The organism is Pseudomonas sp. D(2018) (genome assembly GCF_005502555.1).
GTDB lineage: Bacteria > Pseudomonadota > Gammaproteobacteria > Pseudomonadales > Pseudomonadaceae > Metapseudomonas > Metapseudomonas resinovorans.
Window position 1 is genome coordinate 1 of record NZ_SCOK01000075.1, and the last position, 18879, is coordinate 18879.

An 18879-nucleotide genomic window follows, 5' to 3' on the forward strand; every position below is an offset into this window, starting at 1 on the left:
CCCCTGACCCGCCCCGTGCTGGACACGCCCGCCGTCGCCGAGCTGATCCTCGACCGCGCCCAGGAAGCCGGCCACGCCAAGGTCTTCCCCATTGGCGCCCTGACCAAGGGCCTGGCCGGGGAGCAGCTATCCGAGCTGGTGGCCCTGCGCGACGTGGGCTGCGTGGCCTTTGGCAATGGCCTGGCCACCTTCGCCAGCAACCGCGTCCAGCGCCGCGCGCTGGAGTACGCGGCCACCTTCGACCTGACCGTGGTTTTCCACTCCCAGGACGCCTCCCTGGCCGAGGGCGGCCTGGCCCATGAGGGCCCTACCGCCAGCTTCCTCGGCCTGGCCGGCATTCCGGAAACCGCCGAGACCGTGGCCCTCGCCCGCGACCTGCTGCTGGTGGAACAGAGCGGTGTGCGTGCCCACTTCAGCCAGATCACCAGCGCTCGGGGCGCCGAGATGATCGCCCAGGCCCAGGCCCGGGGCCTGCCGGTGACCGCCGACGTGGCCATGTACCAGTTGATCCTGACCGATGAGGCGCTGATCGATTTCTCCAGCCTCTACCACGTGCAACCGCCGCTGCGTACCCGAGCCGACCGCGACGGCCTGCGTGAAGCCGTGAAGAGCGGCGTGATCTCCGCCATCGCCAGTCATCACCAGCCCCACGAGCCGGATGCCAAGCTCGCACCCTTCGGCGCCACCGAGCCTGGCATCAGCAGCGTGGAACTGCTGCTGCCACTGGCCATGACCCTGGTTCAGGATGGCCTGCTCGACCTGCCCACCCTGCTCGCCCGCCTCACCGCCGGCCCGGCCCGCAGCCTGCGCCTGCCTGCCGGCCGACTGGCCGTGGGTGCCCCGGCGGATGTGGTGCTGTTCGATCCCCAGGCCTCGACCCTGGCCGGGGAAACCTGGAACTCCAAGGGCGACAACTGCCCCTTCATCGGCCACTGCCTGCCGGGCAAGGTGCGCTACACCCTGGTGGACGGCCGGGTCATCTTCCAGGCCTGATCCCGCTACACGAAACAGCCCGCTACCCTGCGGGTTGTTTCTTATGCGCATGAGTGAGTCAGCACGACTCGATGCAGTTTCGCCGCTGCTTGGCGCGGTAGAGACCATCGTCCAGGCGCTTGAGCAGGGACTCGATACCTTCCCCGGCCTGCATGGCGGCCACCGAGAAACTGGCGGTCAGCCCTGACGGCAGCCCCGGATCAGCGCTCCCCACCAGCTGCCGCAGGCGCTCCGCCAGATGCAGCGCCGCGCCCAGGTCTGTGTCTGGCAAGAGGGCGATGAACTCCTCGCCGCCCCAACGGGCAAAGCAGTCCTCCTCTCGCAGCGCCGCGCGCACGGTGCGGCTGACGGCAACCAGGGCACGATCGCCAATCTGGTGGCCATGGTTGTCGTTGATGCGCTTGAAGTGATCCAGATCGAACATCAGCAACGCCGTGACATGCCCATGGCGCTGGAAACGCTGCCACTCGCTGTGGAGGTTGCGTTCGAAGTGTCGGCGATTGGAAATCTGGGTCAGGGGGTCCGTCTCGCTGAGACGCACAGCCGTCGCCACCTGCAGGGCCAGCGCTTCATTGGCCTGGCGCAGCGCCTCGGTTCGCGCGTCCACCAGGGCCTCCAGCGTGCGATTGAGGTCCAGGAGCTCGTCGTTCTTGCGCTGCAATTCCAGGGTGGCCATCTTGCGCCGGTGGATATTCCGGTGGGCGCCGATCATCCGCGTCGGCTTGCCCGTCTCGTCGAACTCGACGAAGCGGCCGTGGTCGCTGACCCACAGATAGCTGCCATCACGGCAGCGGCAGCGGTAGTCCTCGGCATAGATCAAGCTTGCGCCGTCCAGGTAGGCCTGGAAGTTGCGCATCACCCGCTCGAAATCGCCGGGATGAATCACCGATTTCCACGTATCCACATCCTCCGGCAAGCTGTCCGGGGGATAGCCGAGCATGGAGTACCAGCCGGGACTGCGCTTGACGTGGTTGGTGCGGATATTCCAGTCCCAGATACCATCGCTGACGATATCCAGGGCGAAGCGCAGGGTGCGCTCGATCTCTTCGCGGGTGGTGCCGTAGCAGTGGTCGAGGGGCTCGAGCTTGTCCATAAGCTTCCTGCGGGTCGGCGACCCGGTTGGGACCTCTGTGCGGGCCGTGGCCCGCGCACTGCAAACGCGTGCGTCCTGGCCTCAGGCCTGAATGGTCGACGCCGGATTGATCACCCGACCGAGGCCCAGGTTGCGCAGGGCGAGATGCAACGAGCTGTGGATAACTTGCGGGTTGTCGATGGCCATCAGTTGCGCCAGCAATTCCCTGGCCTTGCTCATGGCGACCTGGCGCAGCAACCACTTCACTTTCGGCAGGTTGGTAGCGTTCATCGACAGGCTGTCGAAACCCATGGCCAACAGCAGCACGGCAGCCGCCGGATCACCGGCCATCTCGCCACAAATGCTCACCGGCTTGCCCTCGGCGTGCGCGTCATCCACCACCTTCTTCAACGCCTGGAGCACCGCCGGGTGCAGGTAGTCGTAAAGGTCAGCCACGCGCGGGTTGTTGCGATCAACCGCCAGCAGGTATTGGGTCAGGTCGTTGGAGCCCACCGAAAGGAAGTCCACCTGGCGTCCCAACTCCTTGGTCTGATAGACGGCAGCGGGGATCTCGATCATCACGCCAATCGGTGGCATGGGAATGTCCACGCCTTCGTCGCGCACTTCGCCCCAGGCTCGGTGGATCAGGTGCAAGGCCTCCTCCAGCTCACGGGTGCCGGAGATCATCGGCAGCAGGATGCGCAGGTTGTCCAGGCCTTCGCTTGCCTTGAGCATGGCACGCACCTGGACCAGGAAGATTTCCGGGTGGTCGAGGGTAACGCGGATGCCGCGCCAGCCGAGGAAAGGGTTGCTTTCCTTGATCGGGAAATAGGACAACGCCTTGTCTCCGCCGATATCCAGGGTACGCATGGTCACAGGCAGCGGATGGAAAGCGGCGAGCTGCTCGCGGTAGATGGCAAGCTGCTCCTTTTCGCTGGGGAAGCGCTCGTTGATCATGAACGGCACTTCGGTGCGGTACAGGCCTACGCCCTCGGCACCGCGCTCCTGGGCGCGGGTGACGTCGGCGAGCAGGCCGGTGTTGACCCAGAGAGGCATGCGATAACCGTCGAGGGTTTCACAGGGCAGGCTGCGCAATGCCTCCAGGCCCTTGACCAGCTGGCGATCCTCCTCCACCACGTCGCTGTACTGCTTGCGCAGCTCGGTCGAGGGGTTGGTGAAGACTTCGCCGTGGTAGCCGTCGACGATCATTTCGATGCCGTCGACCTTGGAATACGGCAGGTCGACCACACCCATCACAGTTGGGATACCCATGGCGCGGGCGAGGATGGCGACATGGGAGTTGCCCGAACCCAGTACCGACACCAACCCCACCAGCTTGCCTTCCGGCACTTCGCCGAGCATGGCCGGTGACAGCTCCTCGCTCACCAGGATGGTGTTCTCCTGGTAGACCAGGTTCTGTTTGCGCTCCTCCTGCAGGTACGCGAGCAGCCGGCGACCGAGGTCCTTGACGTCGGAAGCACGCTCGCGCAGGTAGGCGTCGTCCATCAGCTCGAAGCGGGTGACGTGCTCCATCACCACCTGGCGCAACGCACCCTGGGCCCACTGGCCGGTGCGGATCACGCGCTTGACCTCCATGCCGATGGAGGCGTCGTCGAGCATCATCAGGTAAACATCGAAGAGCGCGCGCTCTTCCGGGCGCAACTGGGTTTCCAGCTTGCTGGATAGCCGGCGCATGTCTTCGCGCACCGCCTCCAGGGCCTGCTTGAAGCGCTCGACCTCGGCTTCGATGTCATCGACCGTTCGGTCGGGCACAACTTCCAGGTCCGCTGGCGGCAGCACCACCACGGCCTTGCCCACGGCAGCGCCAGGAGCACCCGGCACACCGACAAACTTGGTTTCCTGAATGCCCTTGCCCTGGCGTCCCAGGCCGCGGATGGAACCGGTGGCCTCGGCATGGGCGATAACACCAGCGAGCTGCGCGCTCATGGTGACGAGGAAGGCTTCCTCGCCCTCGTCGAACTGGCGTCGCTCCTTTTGCTGCACCACCAGGACGCCCATCACTCGGCGGTGGTGGATGATCGGCGCGCCAAGGAAGGAGGCGAAGCGCTCTTCACCGGTTTCGGCGAAGTAACGGTAGCGGGGGTGATCGGCGGCGTGCTCGAGGTTCAGCGGCTCTTCACGGGTGCCCACCAGGCCGACGAGGCCTTCGTTGGGGGCCATGCTGACCTTGCCAATGGAGCGTTTGTTCAGGCCTTCGGTGGCCATGAGCACGAAACGGTTGGTCTCCGGGTCCAGCAGGTAGACCGAGCAGACCTGGCTGCCCATGGCCTCCTTGACCCGTTGCACAATGATCGCCAACGCCGCCTTCAGATCCTTGGCGGCGTTCACTTCCTGGACGATCTTGCGCAGCGTGTTGAGCATGGCTAGGCAGCCTTTCTCCGGGTCAGTCTTGCGCCAGGAGGCGCGGTGCTAGTTCCTTGAGGGCTCGGCGATAGACTTCACGCTTGAAGGTCACCACCTGACCCAACGGGTACCAGTAACTGACCCAGCGCCAGCCATCGAACTCGGGCTTGCCGGTCAGGTCCATCCGTACCTTGTTCTCGTCCGACTGCAAACGCAGCAGGAACCACTTCTGTTTCTGGCCGATGCACAGCGGTTGGCTGTTGGTGCGCACCAGGCGTTGGGGCAGACGATAGCGCAACCAGCCGCGAGTGCAGGCAAGAATCTTCACATCCTGCTCTTCCAGGCCAACTTCTTCGTTCAATTCCCGGAAAAGAGCCTCTTCAGGCGTCTCCCGCGGATTGATCCCGCCTTGCGGGAACTGCCAGGCATCCTGATTGATACGCCGGGCCCAAAGCACCTGCCCGACATCATTGGCGAGAATGATGCCGACATTTGGGCGAAAACCATCGGAATCGATCACGGCACTCAACCTCGCAAACGCATGTTCCGGCATTGTTCCATAAAGGCCGCAAACGCAGCAATGCGAGCCTTTCGCGCAATGGGCAGCCCCTGCGAAAGCAGCTATTCTGGCCGCCCTCCGAAGCTCTGCAGCAAGGAACCACGACGTGCGCCTGGCTCTATTCGACCTCGATAACACACTGCTGGCCGGTGACAGCGACCATGCCTGGGGCGACTACCTGTGCGAGCGCGGCATCCTCGACGGAATTGCCTACAAGGCGCGTAACGATGAGTTCTATCAGGACTACCTGGCTGGCCGCCTGAATATCCAGGACTACCTGAACTTCAGCCTGGAAATCCTCGGCCGCACGGAAATGGCTCAACTCGACCAGTGGCACCGCGAGTTCATGCGCGACTGCATCGAACCCATCATCCTGCCCAAGGCCGAAGCCCTTCTGGCCGAGCACCGCGCCGCTGGCGACAAGCTGCTGATCATCACGGCCACCAACCGCTTCGTCACCGCCCCCATCGCCCAGCGCCTGGGCGTCGAAACCCTGCTGGCCACCGAGTGCGAAATGGCCGAAGGCCGCTACACCGGGCGCACCACCGACGTGCCCTGCTTCCGCGAAGGCAAGGTAACCCGCCTGGCACGCTGGCTCACAGAGAACCGTCTCAATCTGGATGACAGCAGCTTCTATAGCGACTCGCTGAACGACCTGCCGCTGCTGGAGCAGGTGACCTATCCGGTCGCCGTGGACCCGGACCAGAAGCTACGCGCCGAAGCGGAACGACGCGGCTGGCCTGTGATGTCCCTGCGCGGCTAGAGCGGCTTGACCACCATCAACACGTAGACCGCCACCAACAGTACCAGCGCCACGATCGCCAGCCAGCAGCGCAATGCCACATGGCCGGCAACCTGCGAGGCGATGGGTTCGCCGTCTCGCAACGCCCGGCGCGCCAGATTGCGGATGCGCACCTGCAGCCACAGCAGCGGCAGCCAGCAGAGTGCCGCCAACAGGTAAAGCCCGGCACTCCAAAGCAGCCAGAGCTGCCCCATGGGCCAGCCCCCCACCTTGGCAAGGGCCAGGCCACTCAACGGCAGCAATACGGCAGAGCTGCCGATGAACCAGATCTCCAACCTCACCAGCGAGGCGAAGGTGGCAGCTAACTGCTGAAGTTCACCGCTTTTCCACGCACGAAAGGCGAAGAACAGCCCAGCCAATGCCGTACCGAGCAGCACGGCAGCCAGCAGGCCATGGGCGGTCTTGAGCAGGAAATAGAGGGTCATACCCGGAGCGAGCACCGCATCAGAGCGGCTTGGCCAGCATCAACGCCAGCACGGACAAGAACAGCAACAGGCCGATCAGGCCATAGGCTGCGCCGAACTTGAGGCTGCGCTGCACTGCGGCCGACGCCGCGCCCCCTTCGGCCAGGGCCTGCTCACGCAGCCGCGCGACGCGACCGAACAGCAGAAGCCAGGCAATGCAACCAAACAGATAGAGGATGGCCCCACCCAGCAGCCAGGCCTGGCCCAACGGCAGTCCGGCCAAGTTGACCATCCACCAGCCACTGACCGGCAGGGAAACCGCAGCAAGGATCAGCAGCGGCACGCCGATCAGCAAAATGCGTCGCAGGCTCAGGCCGATCAGCGCGGAGTCGCCGGAGCGGAAGCTGCGCCAGCCATACCAGGCCAGCCCTGCCAGGCCACCGAAGAACAGCAGCGTGGCCAGGCCGTGGAGAATGCGGAACAAGAGGTAGTTTTCCATGGAACAGGTCCTTGTCAGCATGAGCGGCTGCCAGAAAGCCTAGCAGCAGCCCGTTCCTGCGCCCCAGCGCCAGTCTCAGCCGAGGAAGAGTTGATAGGCCGGGTTGTCGCTCTCATCCCAATAGGGGTAGCCGATCTCGTCCAGTGCGGCATGCACCAGGGAACGCTCCTCGAGCGGCACCTGCAAGCCAGCGACAACGCGGCCGTCGGCAGCACCGTGGTTGCGGTAGTGGAACATCGTGATGTTCCAGCGCCCGCCGAGTTTGTTGAGGAAGTTGAAAAGAGCGCCTGGACGCTCGGGGAACTCGAAGCGGAACACCATCTCGTCACTGATGCGTACCGCATGGCCGCCGACCATGTGGCGGATATGCAGCTTGGCCAGTTCGTTGTCGGTCAGGTCCAGCACCGGGAAGCCCTGGCCGCGCAGAGTCTCCACCAGCACCGCGCGTGGGTCGGTTTCCGGGTGAGTCTGCACGCCAACGAAGATGTGCGCCTCGGCGTCGGTGTTGTAGCGGTAGTTGAATTCGGTGATCTGGCGCTTGCCAATGGCCTCGCAGAAGGCCTTGAAGCTGCCCGGTCGCTCGGGGATGGTCACAGCGATAATGGCTTCGCGCTTCTCGCCCAGTTCGGCGCGCTCGGCCACGTGACGCAGGCGGTCGAAGTTGATGTTGGCGCCGGAGTCGATGGCTACCAGGGTCTGGTCACGCACGCCTTCGCGCTCCACATAGCGCTTGATCCCGGCAACGGCGAGCGCGCCGGCGGGCTCGGTGATGGAGCGGGTATCGTCGTAGATATCCTTGATTGCCGCGCAGATCTCGTCCGTGCTGACGGTGATCACTTCATCCACGTACTGTTTGCAGATGTCGAAGGTGTGCTGGCCGATTTGCGCAACGGCAACGCCATCGGCAAACAGCCCGACCTGGCTGAGCACGACGCGTTCACCAGCGGCCATGGCGGCCTGCAGGCAGTTGGAATCGTCCGGCTCGACGCCGATCACCTTCACCTCGGGGCGCAGGTATTTGACGAAGGCGGCAATGCCGGCCACCAGTCCACCACCACCCACCGGCACGAAGATGGCGTCCAGACGCCCCGGGTGCTGGCGGAGGATTTCCATGGCCACGGTGCCCTGGCCAGCGATCACTTCCGGGTCATCGTAGGGGTGGATGTAGACGTAGCCCTTCTCCTCCACCAGTTTCAGCGAATGGGCCAGGGCGTCGGGGAAGGCATCGCCATGCAACACCACCTTGCCGCCGCGGGCGCGTACGCCCTGCACTTTCAGCTCCGGAGTGGTGCGCGGCATCACGATAGTGGCCTTGATGCCCAGTTCACGAGCCGCCAGGGCCACGCCCTGGGCATGGTTGCCGGCCGATGCGGTGACCACGCCGCGGGCCAGTTCCTCGGGGGTCAACTGGGCCATCTTGTTGTAAGCCCCGCGGATCTTGAAGGAATAGACCGGCTGCAGGTCCTCGCGCTTGAGGAGAATCTGGTTGCCCAGGCGCTCGGTGAGCTGGCGGGCAGACTGCAGCGGGGTTTCCACGGCGACGTCGTAGACGCGCGAGGTCAGGGTCTTCTTCACGTATTCTTCGAGCATCGGGCTTCACTGGCGGGCGCTTCACGGAAGCCGCGAGTCTACCGCAGGGATTCGTCGGGCGACCACAGAGAATGCGGGGTTTTGCCCCACCGACCGGCTATAATTCGCGCCTTCGACTCTCCCCCAACCGGACCTCCACAGCATGACCCAGGACCAGCTCAAGCAGGCCGTCGCCCAGGCCGCCATCGACATCATCCTCCCCAAGCTCGATGAGAAGAGCATCGTCGGCGTCGGCACCGGCTCCACCGCCAACTTTTTCATCGACCTGCTGGCCCGACACAAGATGGCCTTCGACGGTGCAGTCGCCAGCTCCGAAGCCACCGCTCAGCGCCTGAAGGGCCATGGCATCCCGGTGTACGACCTGAACAGCGTCAGCGACCTCGAGTTCTATGTCGATGGCGCCGACGAGAGCAACGAGCGCCTCGAACTGATCAAGGGCGGCGGCGCCGCACTGACCCGCGAGAAGATCGTTGCCGCAGTGGCCAAGACCTTCATCTGCATCGCCGACGAGAGCAAGCTGGTTCCGCTGCTCGGCGCCTTCCCACTGCCGGTGGAAGTCATCCCCATGGCCCGCAGCCATGTCGCCCGCCAGCTGGTGAAGCTGGGTGGCGATCCGGTCTACCGTGAAGGTGTGCTGACCGACAACGGCAACATCATCCTCGACGTGTACAACCTGCAGATCGACAGCCCGGTAAAGCTGGAAGAGCAGATCAACAACATCGTCGGCGTGGTCACCAACGGCCTGTTCGCCGCCCGCCCGGCGGACCTGCTGCTGCTCGGCACCAAGGATGGCGTGAAGAGCCTCACTGCCTGAGCCGCCTCCCGGTCTGCGGGAAACCGTCTAGATTTGTTGGCTACGGCGCCCTTCGGCGCCGTCCACAGCCACCGGATCAGGAGACGCCCCATGGCCGGGAAATTCCACCTGAAGAAGGCCAATGATGGCCAGTTCCACTTCAATCTCAACGCCGGCAACGGCGAGACCATCCTCACCAGCGAACTGTACAAGGCCAAGGATTCTGCCTTGAACGGCATCGAATCAGTGCGCAAGAACGCGGTTCGTGAGGGGGCCTTCGAAAGCAAGACTGCCAGCAACGGCAAGTTCTACTTCGTGCTCAAGGCCACCAACGGCCAGGTCGTCGGCCAGAGCCAGATGTACGCCAGTGCCGCCAGCGCCAGCGCAGGCATCGACTCGGTGAAGAACAACGCCCCGGATGCCGCCCTCAACGACGAGAGCTGATCAGTCGCCGGCCTGTTTGCGGAACGCGTAGAAGAGGTTCGGTTCGCTGACCAAGTAGAGGTTGCCATCGTTGTCCATGGCAACCCCTTCGGCCTGGGGCACCGACCGCTGCAGGCCGTGCATGCCGCGCAGCAGCGACAGCGTACTGATTGGGCGCCCATCGGCATTCAGCTCCAGTACCAGCCGCGACTCGTCCGACAGCGCCAGCAAGTGGCCGCTGCGCTCATCGTATTGCAGGCTGGAAAGGTCGCGCACGAAAAGGCGGGCATCGCGCTTTGGATCGTCCACCACATGCACCGCGAACGGCTTGTCCGAATTGGTATGGGGGAAGCCGTGGATCTCGTAGATTTGCACCGGGTCGCGCTCCTTGGCCACGAACAGGCGCTGCCCGATGGAATCGTAGGCCAAGCCCTCAAAGCCCTTGTTGCCGGACAATCCGATGCCCAATGAAAGCTGCTGGGACTCGCTGGCATCAATGGTGGTGGTGCCCTCGTCGACGCGCACCTTGATGAGGCGTTGCAGGCGTTCGTCGGTAATCACGTAGACACCCTTGCTGATGTACTCGATGGCCTCCGGGTCGCCGAACCCTACCAGTGGGATGCGGCGGACCAGGTTCCCGTCCAGGGACAGCTCGATGAGTTCCGGTCGCTGGTTGGTGACCGTGAAGAGGCTATGGCGGTCCGGATCGTAGGTCAGGGCTGAGACGTCGTCCGAAAGCCCCTCGATAGGCTTGGCCTCGATGGCCACCTGGTAGTCCGGCAGCCAGATGGAGCGCTCCCGCCATTCGGAGGCGTGGCGCCATTCTTGCAGGACGAACAGACCCCGCTCGAAGAGTCGGAACTGCTGGGCGGCAACACCAAGCAGCACCAGCAGCAGGAGCAGAACAGCGGCAACCAGCCGCCACGGGGTCAGGAGTGAGCGCATTGATCAGGACTCTGGGGTTCAGGACGCGCCGAAGGATACAGAGCGCACGGGACTACTACCTGAATTGAAGCTTAAAGCCCGCGAACTAGATGTAGCGGGCGTTACAAAAGGGGACGGACATGGCCACCTCGCTGCTACCGGAAGAGCGCGCACTCACCACATTGCACACCATCGCCCTGGCCGTGGCCACCCTGGCTAGCAGCGGCATCGATCGTGCGCGCCTGCTGGACGGCAGCGGTGTCGCCTGCGCGGACCTCGACACCCCCGAAAAGCTCATCAGCCACGCCCAGGAATTACGCGTCTTCGCCAACGCCCTGGCCTGCACGCGGGACCCGGCGCTGGGCTTGTCCCTCGGCCTGCGCATGCATGTTTCGGCCTACGGCATGCTTGGCTACACCATGCTCGCCAGCCGCACGCTGCGCGACGCCCTCACCCTGGCGCTCGGCCATCCAGCGCTGCTGGGCACCTACTTCAAGCTGAGCCTGGACGTGGACGGCGACGAGGCATGCCTGGCGGCCAGCGGCTATCGCTACGCGCCAGAGCTGACGGTGTTCAACAGCGAACTCTGCCTGACCTCGCTCCTCACCGTAGTGCAGGACCTGCTTGGCGAAGGCATCCATCCGACGCGGGTCTGCCTGGCCTATCGACCGCCCCTGCACGCCGCGAGCTACGAAAAAATGCTCGGCTGCCCGATAGAGTTCGGCGCCTCTCGCAATGCCCTGTGTTTCGACGCGGTCCTGCTGGATCGGACCTTGCCACTGAGTGACCCGGTGACCTGCCACTACGGCATGCAGCAGTGCCTGAAACTGAACGCTCAGCTCAACAGCCGCCACGACGTGCTCGACCAGATTCGCCAACACCTGGCCGGCAATCTGCGTGAAGCCTGCGACCTGGATAGCGTGGCGCGCCAGTTGCACCGCTCTGAACGCACCCTGCGACGCCACCTACAGCAGCTGAACACCAGCTTCCAGCGCCTGCTGGACGAAGTACGCTACGACAAGGCGCGCCAACTGCTGGTGCAGACCGACCTGCCGATCTACCTGATCGCCGAGCAACTCGGCTACAGCGAAACCGCGAGCTTCCGCCATGCCTTCCAGCGCTGGAGCGGGCAGACGCCGAGCCTGTATCGGCGCTAGGCCCACTCATCTTGTAGGGCCGAATTCATTAGCTATGTCTGCGTTAGCTGTTGCGAGAGATTTGCCAGCGGGCCGAGAGCCTTGTAGGAGCTGGCTTGCCAGCGAAACCGGGCCATTCGCTGGCAAGCCAGCTCCTACGGGCAATGCAGCTGCTTGCAACTCGTCATGCAGACATAGCGAATTCACTCACCAAGGACAGCGCAGCTGTCCCGGCTGACCCTGCAGGGCAGACCTTCGGCCTGCTTGGCGATTGAAATCGCCCCTACAGATATATGCCAAGAGCGACGTCCATCACAGCCTGCAACTTGGCCGAAAATATCTCCTTTTGACCTGATCTATCGTTCTTCTCGGAGCGGAGCTGCTGACAGAATCGGGACAAACAAGGGCCGCTTCACCAGCAGAAAAAGAAAAGCCCAATAAGAACAAACCCTTAGAGCTTGTGATCAACATGACTAGCGCGATCAGCGTCGAACGTGTGTGCATGGAGTTCGGTGATCCGGGGCAGGGCGTGAAGGCCCTCGACGATGTTTCCCTGGAAATCCGCGCCAACGAGTTCTTCACCCTCCTCGGCCCGTCCGGCTGCGGCAAGACCACCCTCTTGCGGCTCATCGCGGGCTTCGAGCAACCCAGTTCCGGCGCCATCCGCCTCTACGGCGAACCGATGCAGGGCCTCCCGCCGTTCCGCCGTCCGGTCAACACCGTCTTCCAGAGCTACGCCCTGTTCCCGCACATGACGGTGGCGCAGAACATCGCCTTCGGCCTGGAGATGCGTGGCCTGGGTCGCGACGAGGTCGAGCAGACGGTGCAGCGCATGCTGGAACTGGTGAAGCTGCCGGATGTGGGCAAGCGCCGCGCCGACCAGCTTTCCGGCGGCCAGCAGCAGCGCATTGCACTGGCCCGCGCACTGGCCAACAAGCCCAAGGTGCTGCTGCTTGACGAATCGCTCTCAGCGCTGGACCAGAAGCTGCGCAAGGACATGCAGATCGAGCTCAAGCGCCTGCAGCATGAAACGGGCATCACCTTCATCTTCGTCACCCATGACCAGGAAGAAGCCCTGACCATGTCCGACCGCATCGCGGTGATGAGCAAGGGGTGCATCCTCCAGGTCGGCACCCCGTCGGAAATCTACGAAGCACCGCTAAACCGCACGGTTGCGGACTTCATCGGCGAAACCAACTTCCTCGAAGGCGAAGCCCTGGAGCGCGGCGTGCTGTTGCCCGACGGTCAGTTGCTCAGCGCCTTCAGCCCGCGCCGTGGCGCCGTGACCCTGGCGATCCGCCCGGAACGCACTTGCCTGGACGAGCAGGGCAACCTGGCGGGCGAGATCGAGAACGTCGTGTATGTCGGCACCGACACCGTCTACCACCTCAACATTGCCGGGCAGAGCGGCTTCCGCGTCCGCCAGCAGAACCGCAACGGCGCACTGAATGCCTATTCCGGCGGCGAGAAGGTGCGGGTACAGGTGCCCAGCGAAGCCATCCGGGTGCTGGTCGAATGAGCACCCTGCGCGCCCAGGCCGAACGCCGTCAGTTGCGCCGGCGCTTGTTGCTGACCAGCCCGGCCATGCTCGCCCTGCTGGTGTTCCTGGTGCTGCCGCTGGGGATCATGTTCCTGGTATCGATCCTTGTGCCGGGCGACTACGGTGGCGTGAAGTGGGACCAGTACTCGCTGGAGGCCTACGTCAACTTCCTCTACGAGCGCGACCTGGACGACAGCCTGGTGTTCAACACCGACTACCTGCAGATCTTCCAGCGCTCATTCTGGCTCTCGGTCCTGACAACCGCAGGCTGCCTGCTGATCGGCTTCCCCACTGCGCTCTACCTGGCGCTGCAGAGCGAGCGCAAGCGCAACCTGCTGCTGTTCCTGGTCACCGTGCCCTTCTGGACCAACCTGCTGGTGCGGGTCTATGCGTGGATCCTGCTGCTGCGCAACGGAGGCCTGGTGGACAGCGGACTGGGTGTCTTCGGCCTATCCGACGGCGCCCTGGGCCTGCTCTACACCGACGTGGCCGTGGTGATCGGCCTGCTCTACACCTTCCTGCCCTTCATGGTGCTGCCCATCTACACCAGCCTTGAAAAGCTTGACTGGCGCTTGGTGGAAGCAGCCTTCGACCTCGGCGCCAACCGCTTCCAGGCCCTGCGCCGGGTCATCGTGCCGCTGGCCATGCCCGGCATAGTCGCCGGCGCGATCCTGGTGTTCATCCCCTCGCTCGGCAACTACATCATTCCCGAGCTGCTCGGGGGCGGTAAGTCGCTGATGATCGGCAACCTGATCCAGCTGCAGTTCGGCGCCTCCCACAACTGGCCGCTGGGCGCGGCGCTGTCCTTCGCCCTGCTGGGCTTCGTGCTGCTGGCGATGCTGTTTTACAGCCTGCGCTTCAAGCAGGCCGCCGGAGGCCATCCATGAACATGCGCAATCCGCTCTGGCGCTTCGCCGGCGTACGCCCCACCGCCTGGCTGTTCTTCGCCTTCCTCTACGTGCCGATCCTGGTGCTGGTGGCGCTCAGCTTCAACAGCGGGCAGTCGGCGACCATCTGGGAAAGCTTCAGCCTGAAGTGGTACTCGGTGGTGGCCAACGATCCGGAAATCGTCCGGGCAGCGAAGAACTCGCTGATCGTCGCCACCTTCGCCACGCTGATCGCCACGTCCCTGGCCACCCTCGCCGCCCTCGGCATGCGCGGCCGCGCTTTCCGTGGGCAGACGCTGATGAGCGGCGTACTCGGCCTGCCGCTGCTGGTGCCGGAAATCGTCACAGCCGTCGCCACGCTGATGTTCTTCGCCTTCATCGGCCTGAAGCTCTCGCTCTTCACCATCCTCATCGCCCACGTGGTGTTCTGCATCCCCTTCGCCTACCTGCCGATCCGTGCCCGCCTGGAGGGCATGGACCCGCGCCTGGCCGAAGCCGCCGCCGACCTCTACGCGTCGCCCTGGAAAGCCTTCTGGAAGGTGACCTTCCCGCTGCTGATGCCGGGCATCCTTTCCGGCGCCATGCTGGCCTTCATCATCTCGATGGACGACTTCGTCATCACCTACTTCGTTGCCGGAGCCGGCGCCACGACTCTGCCGGTGTACATCTTCAGCTCGATCAGGATGGGTATTTCGCCGAAGATCAACGCGATATCCTCGATCATTCTCGTGATTTCCATAGCTTTCGTTGCATTGTCCTACTACGTCGGGCAGCGCAAGCGCTGACCCGCTTTCGACCAGCAAGGAGCTTGACCATGACCCGCCGTACCCCGCTTGCACTCGCTGTACTGCTCGCCACCGGCCTGACCGGTTCCGCCCAGGCCGCAGGGACCCTGCACTTTGCCAACTGGTCGGACTACTTTCCGCCGGAGCTGCTGAAGAAGTTCGAGAAGGACACCGGCATCAAGGCCACCCTGGACGCCTACGACAGCAACGAAACCCTGCTGGCCAAGCTCAAGGCCGGGGGCGGCGCCTACGACGTGGTGGTGCCCTCGGACAGCTTCATCCAGATCATGGCCGGCGACGGACTGCTGCAGAAACTCGACAAGAGCAAGCTGCCCAACCTGAAAAACCTCAAGACCAACTTCCAGACCCTCGACTTCGACCCCGGCCACGACTACAGCGTGCCGTACCTCTGGGGCACCACCGGCTACAGCTATGACAGCAAGCAGGTGCCGGGCGGCAAGCTCGACGAGAGCTGGAAGCCTTTCTTCGAACCGCCGGCCGAGCTGAAGGGCAAGGTCGTGGCGCTGAACTCCATCGAAGACCTTTACATCGCCGCGTCCCATTACCTGTCCATCGATCAGTGCACCGAGGACCCGAAGGACGCGAAGAAGATCCAGGACCTGCTGCTGGCACAGAAGCCGTTGCTGGCCATGTACAACAGCGACGGCACCATCGAGCGCATGGCGGCCGGCGAAGTGGCGATGCACATGCAGTGGAACGGCGCCTTCCACCGTGCCCACGCCCAGCGCGACAGCCTGGTCTACGTCTATCCGAAGGAAGGCATCCACGTCTTCATCGACAACTTCGTGATTCCCAAGGAGGCCGTGAACGTCGAGGAAGCCCACGCCTTCATCAACTGGATGATGCTGCCGGAAAACATCGCCGCCGCTTCCAACTTCGCCAAGTACAACAACGCCATCGACGGCTCGGACAAGTTCATGGAGAAAGAGCTGTTCGACGACCCGGCCATCAACACCCCGCAGGACAAGCTGGACCGCCTGCGGACCTTCAAGCTCTGCTCGCCCAAGGCCCTGAGCCTGCGCAGCAAGGTGTGGACCAAGCTGAAGAAATAAGTCGCCAGCCATAGCCCGTAGGATGGCGTGGAGCGAAGCGATACCCATCGACGATGGTGATGGGTATCGCAGGCTCCACCCATCCTACTCAACTGAATCAACCGGCCAACCATGTTGGCCATTTCGATCCCATTCTGACCCTTTGCGGGGTTCTACCCCGCTCCCCCCGCTGACAGAATCGAAGCGCATGCAGCTAGCAGGTGCCCCACAGGCGGGTGCCGATCCAACAAGAACAACGGCTAGAGAGATACCCAAATGTCCCGTGCACATGCGCTTCACACCGCCCCTCCACCTTTCGTCCAACTCCACCCTTACTGACTGCCCGCGCACAGCCGGATGCGCAACGGACCCGGCCTAGCACGTGCCTGGATGGCTCGCCTTGCGAACCAGGCGCCGCCCTGCGGCGCGCAGTAAATCGGAGAGAAAACAATGTCCAGCCCGTCCGCCCGCCTCGACAACAGCGGCAGCCTGCCCAACGAATTTACCCACAGCGCCCAGGGCACGGCCCTGCGCCGGATACTCGGGTTACCCGCCTTGGTGTTCTTCGGCCTGGTCTACATGGTGCCGCTGACCATCTTCACCACCTACGGCGTGGTCACCGAAATGACAGGCGGGCGCACCGCCCTGGCCTACGTGGTGACCCTGCTGGCGATGATCTTCACCGCCCTGTCCTACAGTTTCATGGTCCGTCGCTACCCCATCGCCGGCTCTGCCTACTCCTACACCAGCCTGAGCTTCGGCCCCTGCGCGGGCTTCCTGGCCGGCTGGTCGCTCCTGCTCGATTACCTGTTCCTGCCGATGATCAACTACCTGGTGATCGGCCTCTTCCTCAATATCGCCTTCCCCGAGGTGCCCGCCTGGGTCTTCGTGGTCAGCGCCATCGGCCTGGTGACCGTGCTGAACGTCCTCGGCATCAGCTCAGTGTCGGGCATGAGCAACCTGATCGTGGCCGCCCAGGTGATCTTCGTCCTGGTGTTCCTCGCCATGGCTGGCAAGAGCCTGTTCGGCGCCCCCATCGACTTCACCGCGCCCTTCGTCGGCGACGGCAGCCAACCCGGACTGGCGCCGTTGATGGCCGGCGCAGCGGTGCTTTGCCTGTCGTTCCTCGGCTTCGATGCGGTTTCGACCCTGGCCGAGGAAGCCCGCGACCCCAAGCGCGACATCCCGCGCGCGATCATCATCACCACCCTCAGCGCCGGCGTGCTGTTCTTCGTGCTGTCGCTGATGGCGCAACTGGTGTTCCCCGGCAGCAGCTTCAAGGATGTGGATGCCGCCGCCAACGAAGTGATGCTGCAGGCTGGTGGCCAGTTCCTCGCCGCCTTCTTCACCGCCACCTACGTCGCTGGCGCTGCCGGTTCGGCGCTGGCTTCCCAGGCGTCGGTTTCGCGCATCCTCTATAGCATGGGCCGCGACGGCATCCTGCCGCGTCGCCTGTTCGGAACCCTGTCGGAGCGCTTCCACACCCCGACCGTGGCTATCCTGATCGTGTCGCTGGTATCGCTGCTGGCCGTGGTGATCGACCTCGCCACCCTGGCCTCGATGATCAGTTTCGGCGCCCTGGTGGCCTTCTCCGCCGTGAACCTGGCGGTGATCCGCACCCACCTGTTCGACGGCCGCCCGCGCCAGCCGGGCGACTGGCTGCGCTACGGGCTCGTCCCGCTGATCGGCTTCGCGCTGATCGCCTGGCTCTGGACCAGCCTGTCGGGGCTGACCCTGGCCATCGGCCTCGGCTGGTTCGCCATTGGCCTTGTCTACCTCGCCGTGCAGACGGGCGGCTTCCGCCGCAAGGCGCCGCAGGTGCAGTTTTCCGAACACGAATGAACCCGACGACCCGCTAGCCGAAAGGAGACGCTGATGCTGACGATCTATTCCGACGACCACCACCTGCACCACGGCAAGCACGAGCTGATCGGTGGCCAGTTCACCCCCTGCTTCGAGAAGCCGAGCCGCGCCGACATGGTGCTGGACCGCGCCAAGGCGGTGAACCTGGGCGCCATCCAGGCGCCGACCGACTTCGGTCTATCGCCCATCCTGCGCGTGCACAGTGAAGGCTTCGTCAATTTTCTGAAGAACGCCTGGGGCGACTGGCAGGCCAAGGGCCGTAGTCATGACATGCTGCCGATCGCCTGGCCGACCCGGCGCCTTCGGCAGGTAGAACCCACCGATATCGACGGTCGCCTGGGCTACTACTCCTTTGACGCTGGTGCCCCCATCACCGCCGGCACCTGGCAGGCCATCACCAGCTCGGCCAACGTTGCGCTCAGCGGCCAGGCGGAGCTGCGCAAGGGCGCCCGCGGCATCTTCTCCCTGTGCCGCCCGCCGGGCCACCACGCCGCCGCCGACTACATGGGCGGCTACTGCTACCTGAACAACGCGGCCATCGCCGTGCAGGCCATGCTGGATGCCGGAGCGAAGCGGGTTGCTGTGCTGGATGTGGACTACCACCACGGCAACGGCACCCAGGACATCTTCTACGACCGCGCCGACGTGCTCTTCACCTCCATCCACGGCGATCCGCGCTTCGAGTACCCCTACTTCCTGGGCTTCGCGGACGAGAAAGGCGTGGGCGCGGGTGAGGGCTTCAACTTCAACTACCCACTGGCCTCGGGAATCGATTGGTCGACATGGAGCCTGGCTCTTGCCGACGCCTGCCGGCAGATCGCCGAATACGCGCCGGACGCGCTGGTGGTATCGCTGGGCGTGGATACCTTCAAGGAAGACCCCATCTCGCAATTCAAGCTGGACAGCCCGGATTACCTGCGCATGGGCGAAATCATCGGCAAGCTCGGCCTGCAGACGCTGTTTGTTATGGAAGGGGGCTATGCGGTGGAGGAGATCGGCATTAACGCGATCAATGTGCTGCAGGGGTTCGAAAGCGTGGCGTGAGGGGCTGTCGTGTGGGGGGCGAATTCATTGGCTATGTCTGTAGTGGTCAAGTTTTGGTGGACACCGGGATAAGGGATTTCAGGTAGTGGCCTTCTCGTAGTCGGCTGGCGATCGATAGCCGAGGGTGGAGTGCAGCCGGTGGGTGTTGT

Annotated in this window: 18 protein-coding genes; 11 read left to right on the plus strand and 7 right to left on the minus strand. The window is 63.9% G+C overall.

Annotated elements, in window-relative coordinates; all coding sequences use genetic code 11:
* Positions 1 to 993, plus strand: a 993-nt coding sequence (locus tag FFS60_RS26675; RefSeq protein ID WP_137823690.1) for a dihydroorotase, incomplete at its 5' end; no start/stop codon positions are given.
* Positions 994 to 1051: 58 nt separating this feature from the next.
* Here the strand turns inward: FFS60_RS26675 and FFS60_RS26680 are convergent.
* The 3 genes from FFS60_RS26680 to FFS60_RS26690 form a co-directional block, all read right to left on the minus strand.
* Positions 1052 to 2086 carry a sensor domain-containing diguanylate cyclase gene (locus FFS60_RS26680; protein WP_137823691.1) on the minus strand — a complete coding sequence of 345 codons (1035 nt, stop codon included), beginning with the start codon at positions 2084 to 2086 and terminating at the stop codon, positions 1052 to 1054.
* Positions 2087 to 2167: 81 nt separating this feature from the next.
* Positions 2168 to 4447 carry a phosphoenolpyruvate--protein phosphotransferase gene (ptsP, locus tag FFS60_RS26685; RefSeq protein ID WP_137823692.1) on the minus strand — a complete coding sequence of 760 codons (2280 nt, stop codon included), beginning with the start codon at positions 4445 to 4447 and terminating at the stop codon, positions 2168 to 2170.
* 22 nt (positions 4448 to 4469) lie between these two features.
* A complete protein-coding gene (locus tag FFS60_RS26690) occupies positions 4470 to 4949 on the minus strand; it encodes an RNA pyrophosphohydrolase (protein WP_028629542.1) in 480 nt (159 codons plus the stop codon).
* 145 nt (positions 4950 to 5094) lie between these two features.
* Between FFS60_RS26690 and FFS60_RS26695 the strand changes: the two genes are divergently transcribed.
* Positions 5095 to 5751: an HAD family phosphatase gene (locus tag FFS60_RS26695; protein ID WP_137823693.1), complete on the plus strand. Its 657-nt coding sequence runs from the start codon at positions 5095 to 5097 to the stop codon at positions 5749 to 5751.
* Here the strand turns inward: FFS60_RS26695 and FFS60_RS26700 are convergent.
* The 3 genes from FFS60_RS26700 to ilvA form a co-directional block, all read right to left on the minus strand.
* Positions 5748 to 6215, minus strand: coding sequence for a DUF2269 domain-containing protein (locus tag FFS60_RS26700; RefSeq protein WP_028629540.1), 468 nt, complete (start codon positions 6213 to 6215; stop codon positions 5748 to 5750). The two genes, FFS60_RS26695 and FFS60_RS26700, sit on opposite strands and share 4 nt — an antisense overlap.
* Positions 6216 to 6234: 19 nt before the next feature.
* Positions 6235 to 6693, minus strand: coding sequence for a DUF2269 family protein (locus FFS60_RS26705; RefSeq protein WP_028629539.1), 459 nt, complete (start codon positions 6691 to 6693; stop codon positions 6235 to 6237).
* 75 nt (positions 6694 to 6768) lie between these two features.
* Positions 6769 to 8283: a threonine ammonia-lyase, biosynthetic gene (gene ilvA / locus FFS60_RS26710; RefSeq protein ID WP_028629538.1), complete on the minus strand. Its 1515-nt coding sequence runs from the start codon at positions 8281 to 8283 to the stop codon at positions 6769 to 6771.
* Between the two features lie 142 nt (positions 8284 to 8425).
* On the opposite strand from ilvA, the gene rpiA reads away from it, so the two are divergent.
* Positions 8426 to 9097, plus strand: a complete 672-nt coding sequence (gene rpiA / locus FFS60_RS26715) for a ribose-5-phosphate isomerase RpiA (RefSeq protein ID WP_137823694.1) — start codon at positions 8426 to 8428, stop codon at positions 9095 to 9097.
* A gap of 90 nt (positions 9098 to 9187) precedes the next feature.
* On the plus strand, positions 9188 to 9520 hold the full coding sequence (locus FFS60_RS26720; protein WP_028629536.1) for a YegP family protein: 333 nt from the start codon (positions 9188 to 9190) through the stop codon (positions 9518 to 9520).
* Here FFS60_RS26720 and FFS60_RS26725 read toward each other — a convergent pair whose 3' ends face one another.
* On the minus strand, positions 9521 to 10444 hold the full coding sequence (locus FFS60_RS26725; RefSeq protein WP_137823695.1) for an SdiA-regulated domain-containing protein: 924 nt from the start codon (positions 10442 to 10444) through the stop codon (positions 9521 to 9523).
* Between the two features lie 119 nt (positions 10445 to 10563).
* Between FFS60_RS26725 and FFS60_RS26730 the strand changes: the two genes are divergently transcribed.
* The 7 genes from FFS60_RS26730 to FFS60_RS26760 all read left to right on the plus strand — a co-directional run bounded on the left by FFS60_RS26730 (position 10564) and on the right by FFS60_RS26760 (position 18730).
* Positions 10564 to 11580, plus strand: coding sequence for an AraC family transcriptional regulator (locus FFS60_RS26730; protein WP_028629534.1), 1017 nt, complete (start codon positions 10564 to 10566; stop codon positions 11578 to 11580).
* A gap of 448 nt (positions 11581 to 12028) precedes the next feature.
* Complete coding sequence (locus tag FFS60_RS26735; protein WP_137823696.1) at positions 12029 to 13078, plus strand: ABC transporter ATP-binding protein; 1050 nt, start codon at positions 12029 to 12031, stop codon at positions 13076 to 13078.
* On the plus strand, positions 13075 to 13986 hold the full coding sequence (locus tag FFS60_RS26740; protein WP_028629532.1) for an ABC transporter permease: 912 nt from the start codon (positions 13075 to 13077) through the stop codon (positions 13984 to 13986). The genes FFS60_RS26735 and FFS60_RS26740 overlap by 4 nt, the downstream gene beginning before the upstream one ends.
* The gene (locus FFS60_RS26745) at positions 13983 to 14771 is read left to right on the plus strand and encodes an ABC transporter permease (protein ID WP_028629531.1); all 789 of its coding nucleotides are present in this window, start codon (positions 13983 to 13985) and stop codon (positions 14769 to 14771) included. Before FFS60_RS26740 ends, FFS60_RS26745 begins: the two co-directional genes overlap by 4 nt.
* A gap of 29 nt (positions 14772 to 14800) precedes the next feature.
* Positions 14801 to 15844 (plus strand): extracellular solute-binding protein, encoded by a 1044-nt coding sequence (locus FFS60_RS26750; protein ID WP_028629530.1) that lies wholly within the window; start codon positions 14801 to 14803, stop codon positions 15842 to 15844.
* Positions 15845 to 16273: 429 nt separating this feature from the next.
* Complete coding sequence (locus tag FFS60_RS26755; RefSeq protein WP_137823697.1) at positions 16274 to 17665, plus strand: APC family permease; 1392 nt, start codon at positions 16274 to 16276, stop codon at positions 17663 to 17665.
* Positions 17666 to 17698: 33 nt separating this feature from the next.
* Positions 17699 to 18730 carry a histone deacetylase family protein gene (locus FFS60_RS26760; RefSeq protein WP_137823698.1) on the plus strand — a complete coding sequence of 344 codons (1032 nt, stop codon included), beginning with the start codon at positions 17699 to 17701 and terminating at the stop codon, positions 18728 to 18730.
* The last annotated feature ends 149 nt before the right edge of the window (positions 18731 to 18879 follow it).

Excerpts from the sequence above, each read along its gene's own strand:
- FFS60_RS26740 (WP_028629532.1), top strand. The coding sequence starts at position 13,075 with ATGAGCACCCTGCGCGCCCAGGCCGAACGCCGTCAGTTGCGCCGGCGC.
- rpiA (WP_137823694.1), top strand. The coding sequence starts at position 8,426 with ATGACCCAGGACCAGCTCAAGCAGGCCGTCGCCCAGGCCGCCATCGAC.
- FFS60_RS26745 (WP_028629531.1), top strand. The coding sequence starts at position 13,983 with ATGAACATGCGCAATCCGCTCTGGCGCTTCGCCGGCGTACGCCCCACC.
- ptsP (WP_137823692.1), bottom strand. The coding sequence starts at position 4,447 with ATGCTCAACACGCTGCGCAAGATCGTCCAGGAAGTGAACGCCGCCAAG.
- FFS60_RS26680 (WP_137823691.1), bottom strand. The coding sequence starts at position 2,086 with ATGGACAAGCTCGAGCCCCTCGACCACTGCTACGGCACCACCCGCGAA.
- FFS60_RS26725 (WP_137823695.1), bottom strand. The coding sequence starts at position 10,444 with ATGCGCTCACTCCTGACCCCGTGGCGGCTGGTTGCCGCTGTTCTGCTC.
- FFS60_RS26755 (WP_137823697.1), top strand. The coding sequence starts at position 16,274 with ATGTCCAGCCCGTCCGCCCGCCTCGACAACAGCGGCAGCCTGCCCAAC.
- FFS60_RS26705 (WP_028629539.1), bottom strand. The coding sequence starts at position 6,693 with ATGGAAAACTACCTCTTGTTCCGCATTCTCCACGGCCTGGCCACGCTG.
- FFS60_RS26730 (WP_028629534.1), top strand. The coding sequence starts at position 10,564 with ATGGCCACCTCGCTGCTACCGGAAGAGCGCGCACTCACCACATTGCAC.
- ilvA (WP_028629538.1), bottom strand. The coding sequence starts at position 8,283 with ATGCTCGAAGAATACGTGAAGAAGACCCTGACCTCGCGCGTCTACGAC.
- FFS60_RS26760 (WP_137823698.1), top strand. The coding sequence starts at position 17,699 with ATGCTGACGATCTATTCCGACGACCACCACCTGCACCACGGCAAGCAC.
- FFS60_RS26735 (WP_137823696.1), top strand. The coding sequence starts at position 12,029 with ATGACTAGCGCGATCAGCGTCGAACGTGTGTGCATGGAGTTCGGTGAT.
- FFS60_RS26700 (WP_028629540.1), bottom strand. The coding sequence starts at position 6,215 with ATGACCCTCTATTTCCTGCTCAAGACCGCCCATGGCCTGCTGGCTGCC.
- FFS60_RS26720 (WP_028629536.1), top strand. The coding sequence starts at position 9,188 with ATGGCCGGGAAATTCCACCTGAAGAAGGCCAATGATGGCCAGTTCCAC.
- FFS60_RS26750 (WP_028629530.1), top strand. The coding sequence starts at position 14,801 with ATGACCCGCCGTACCCCGCTTGCACTCGCTGTACTGCTCGCCACCGGC.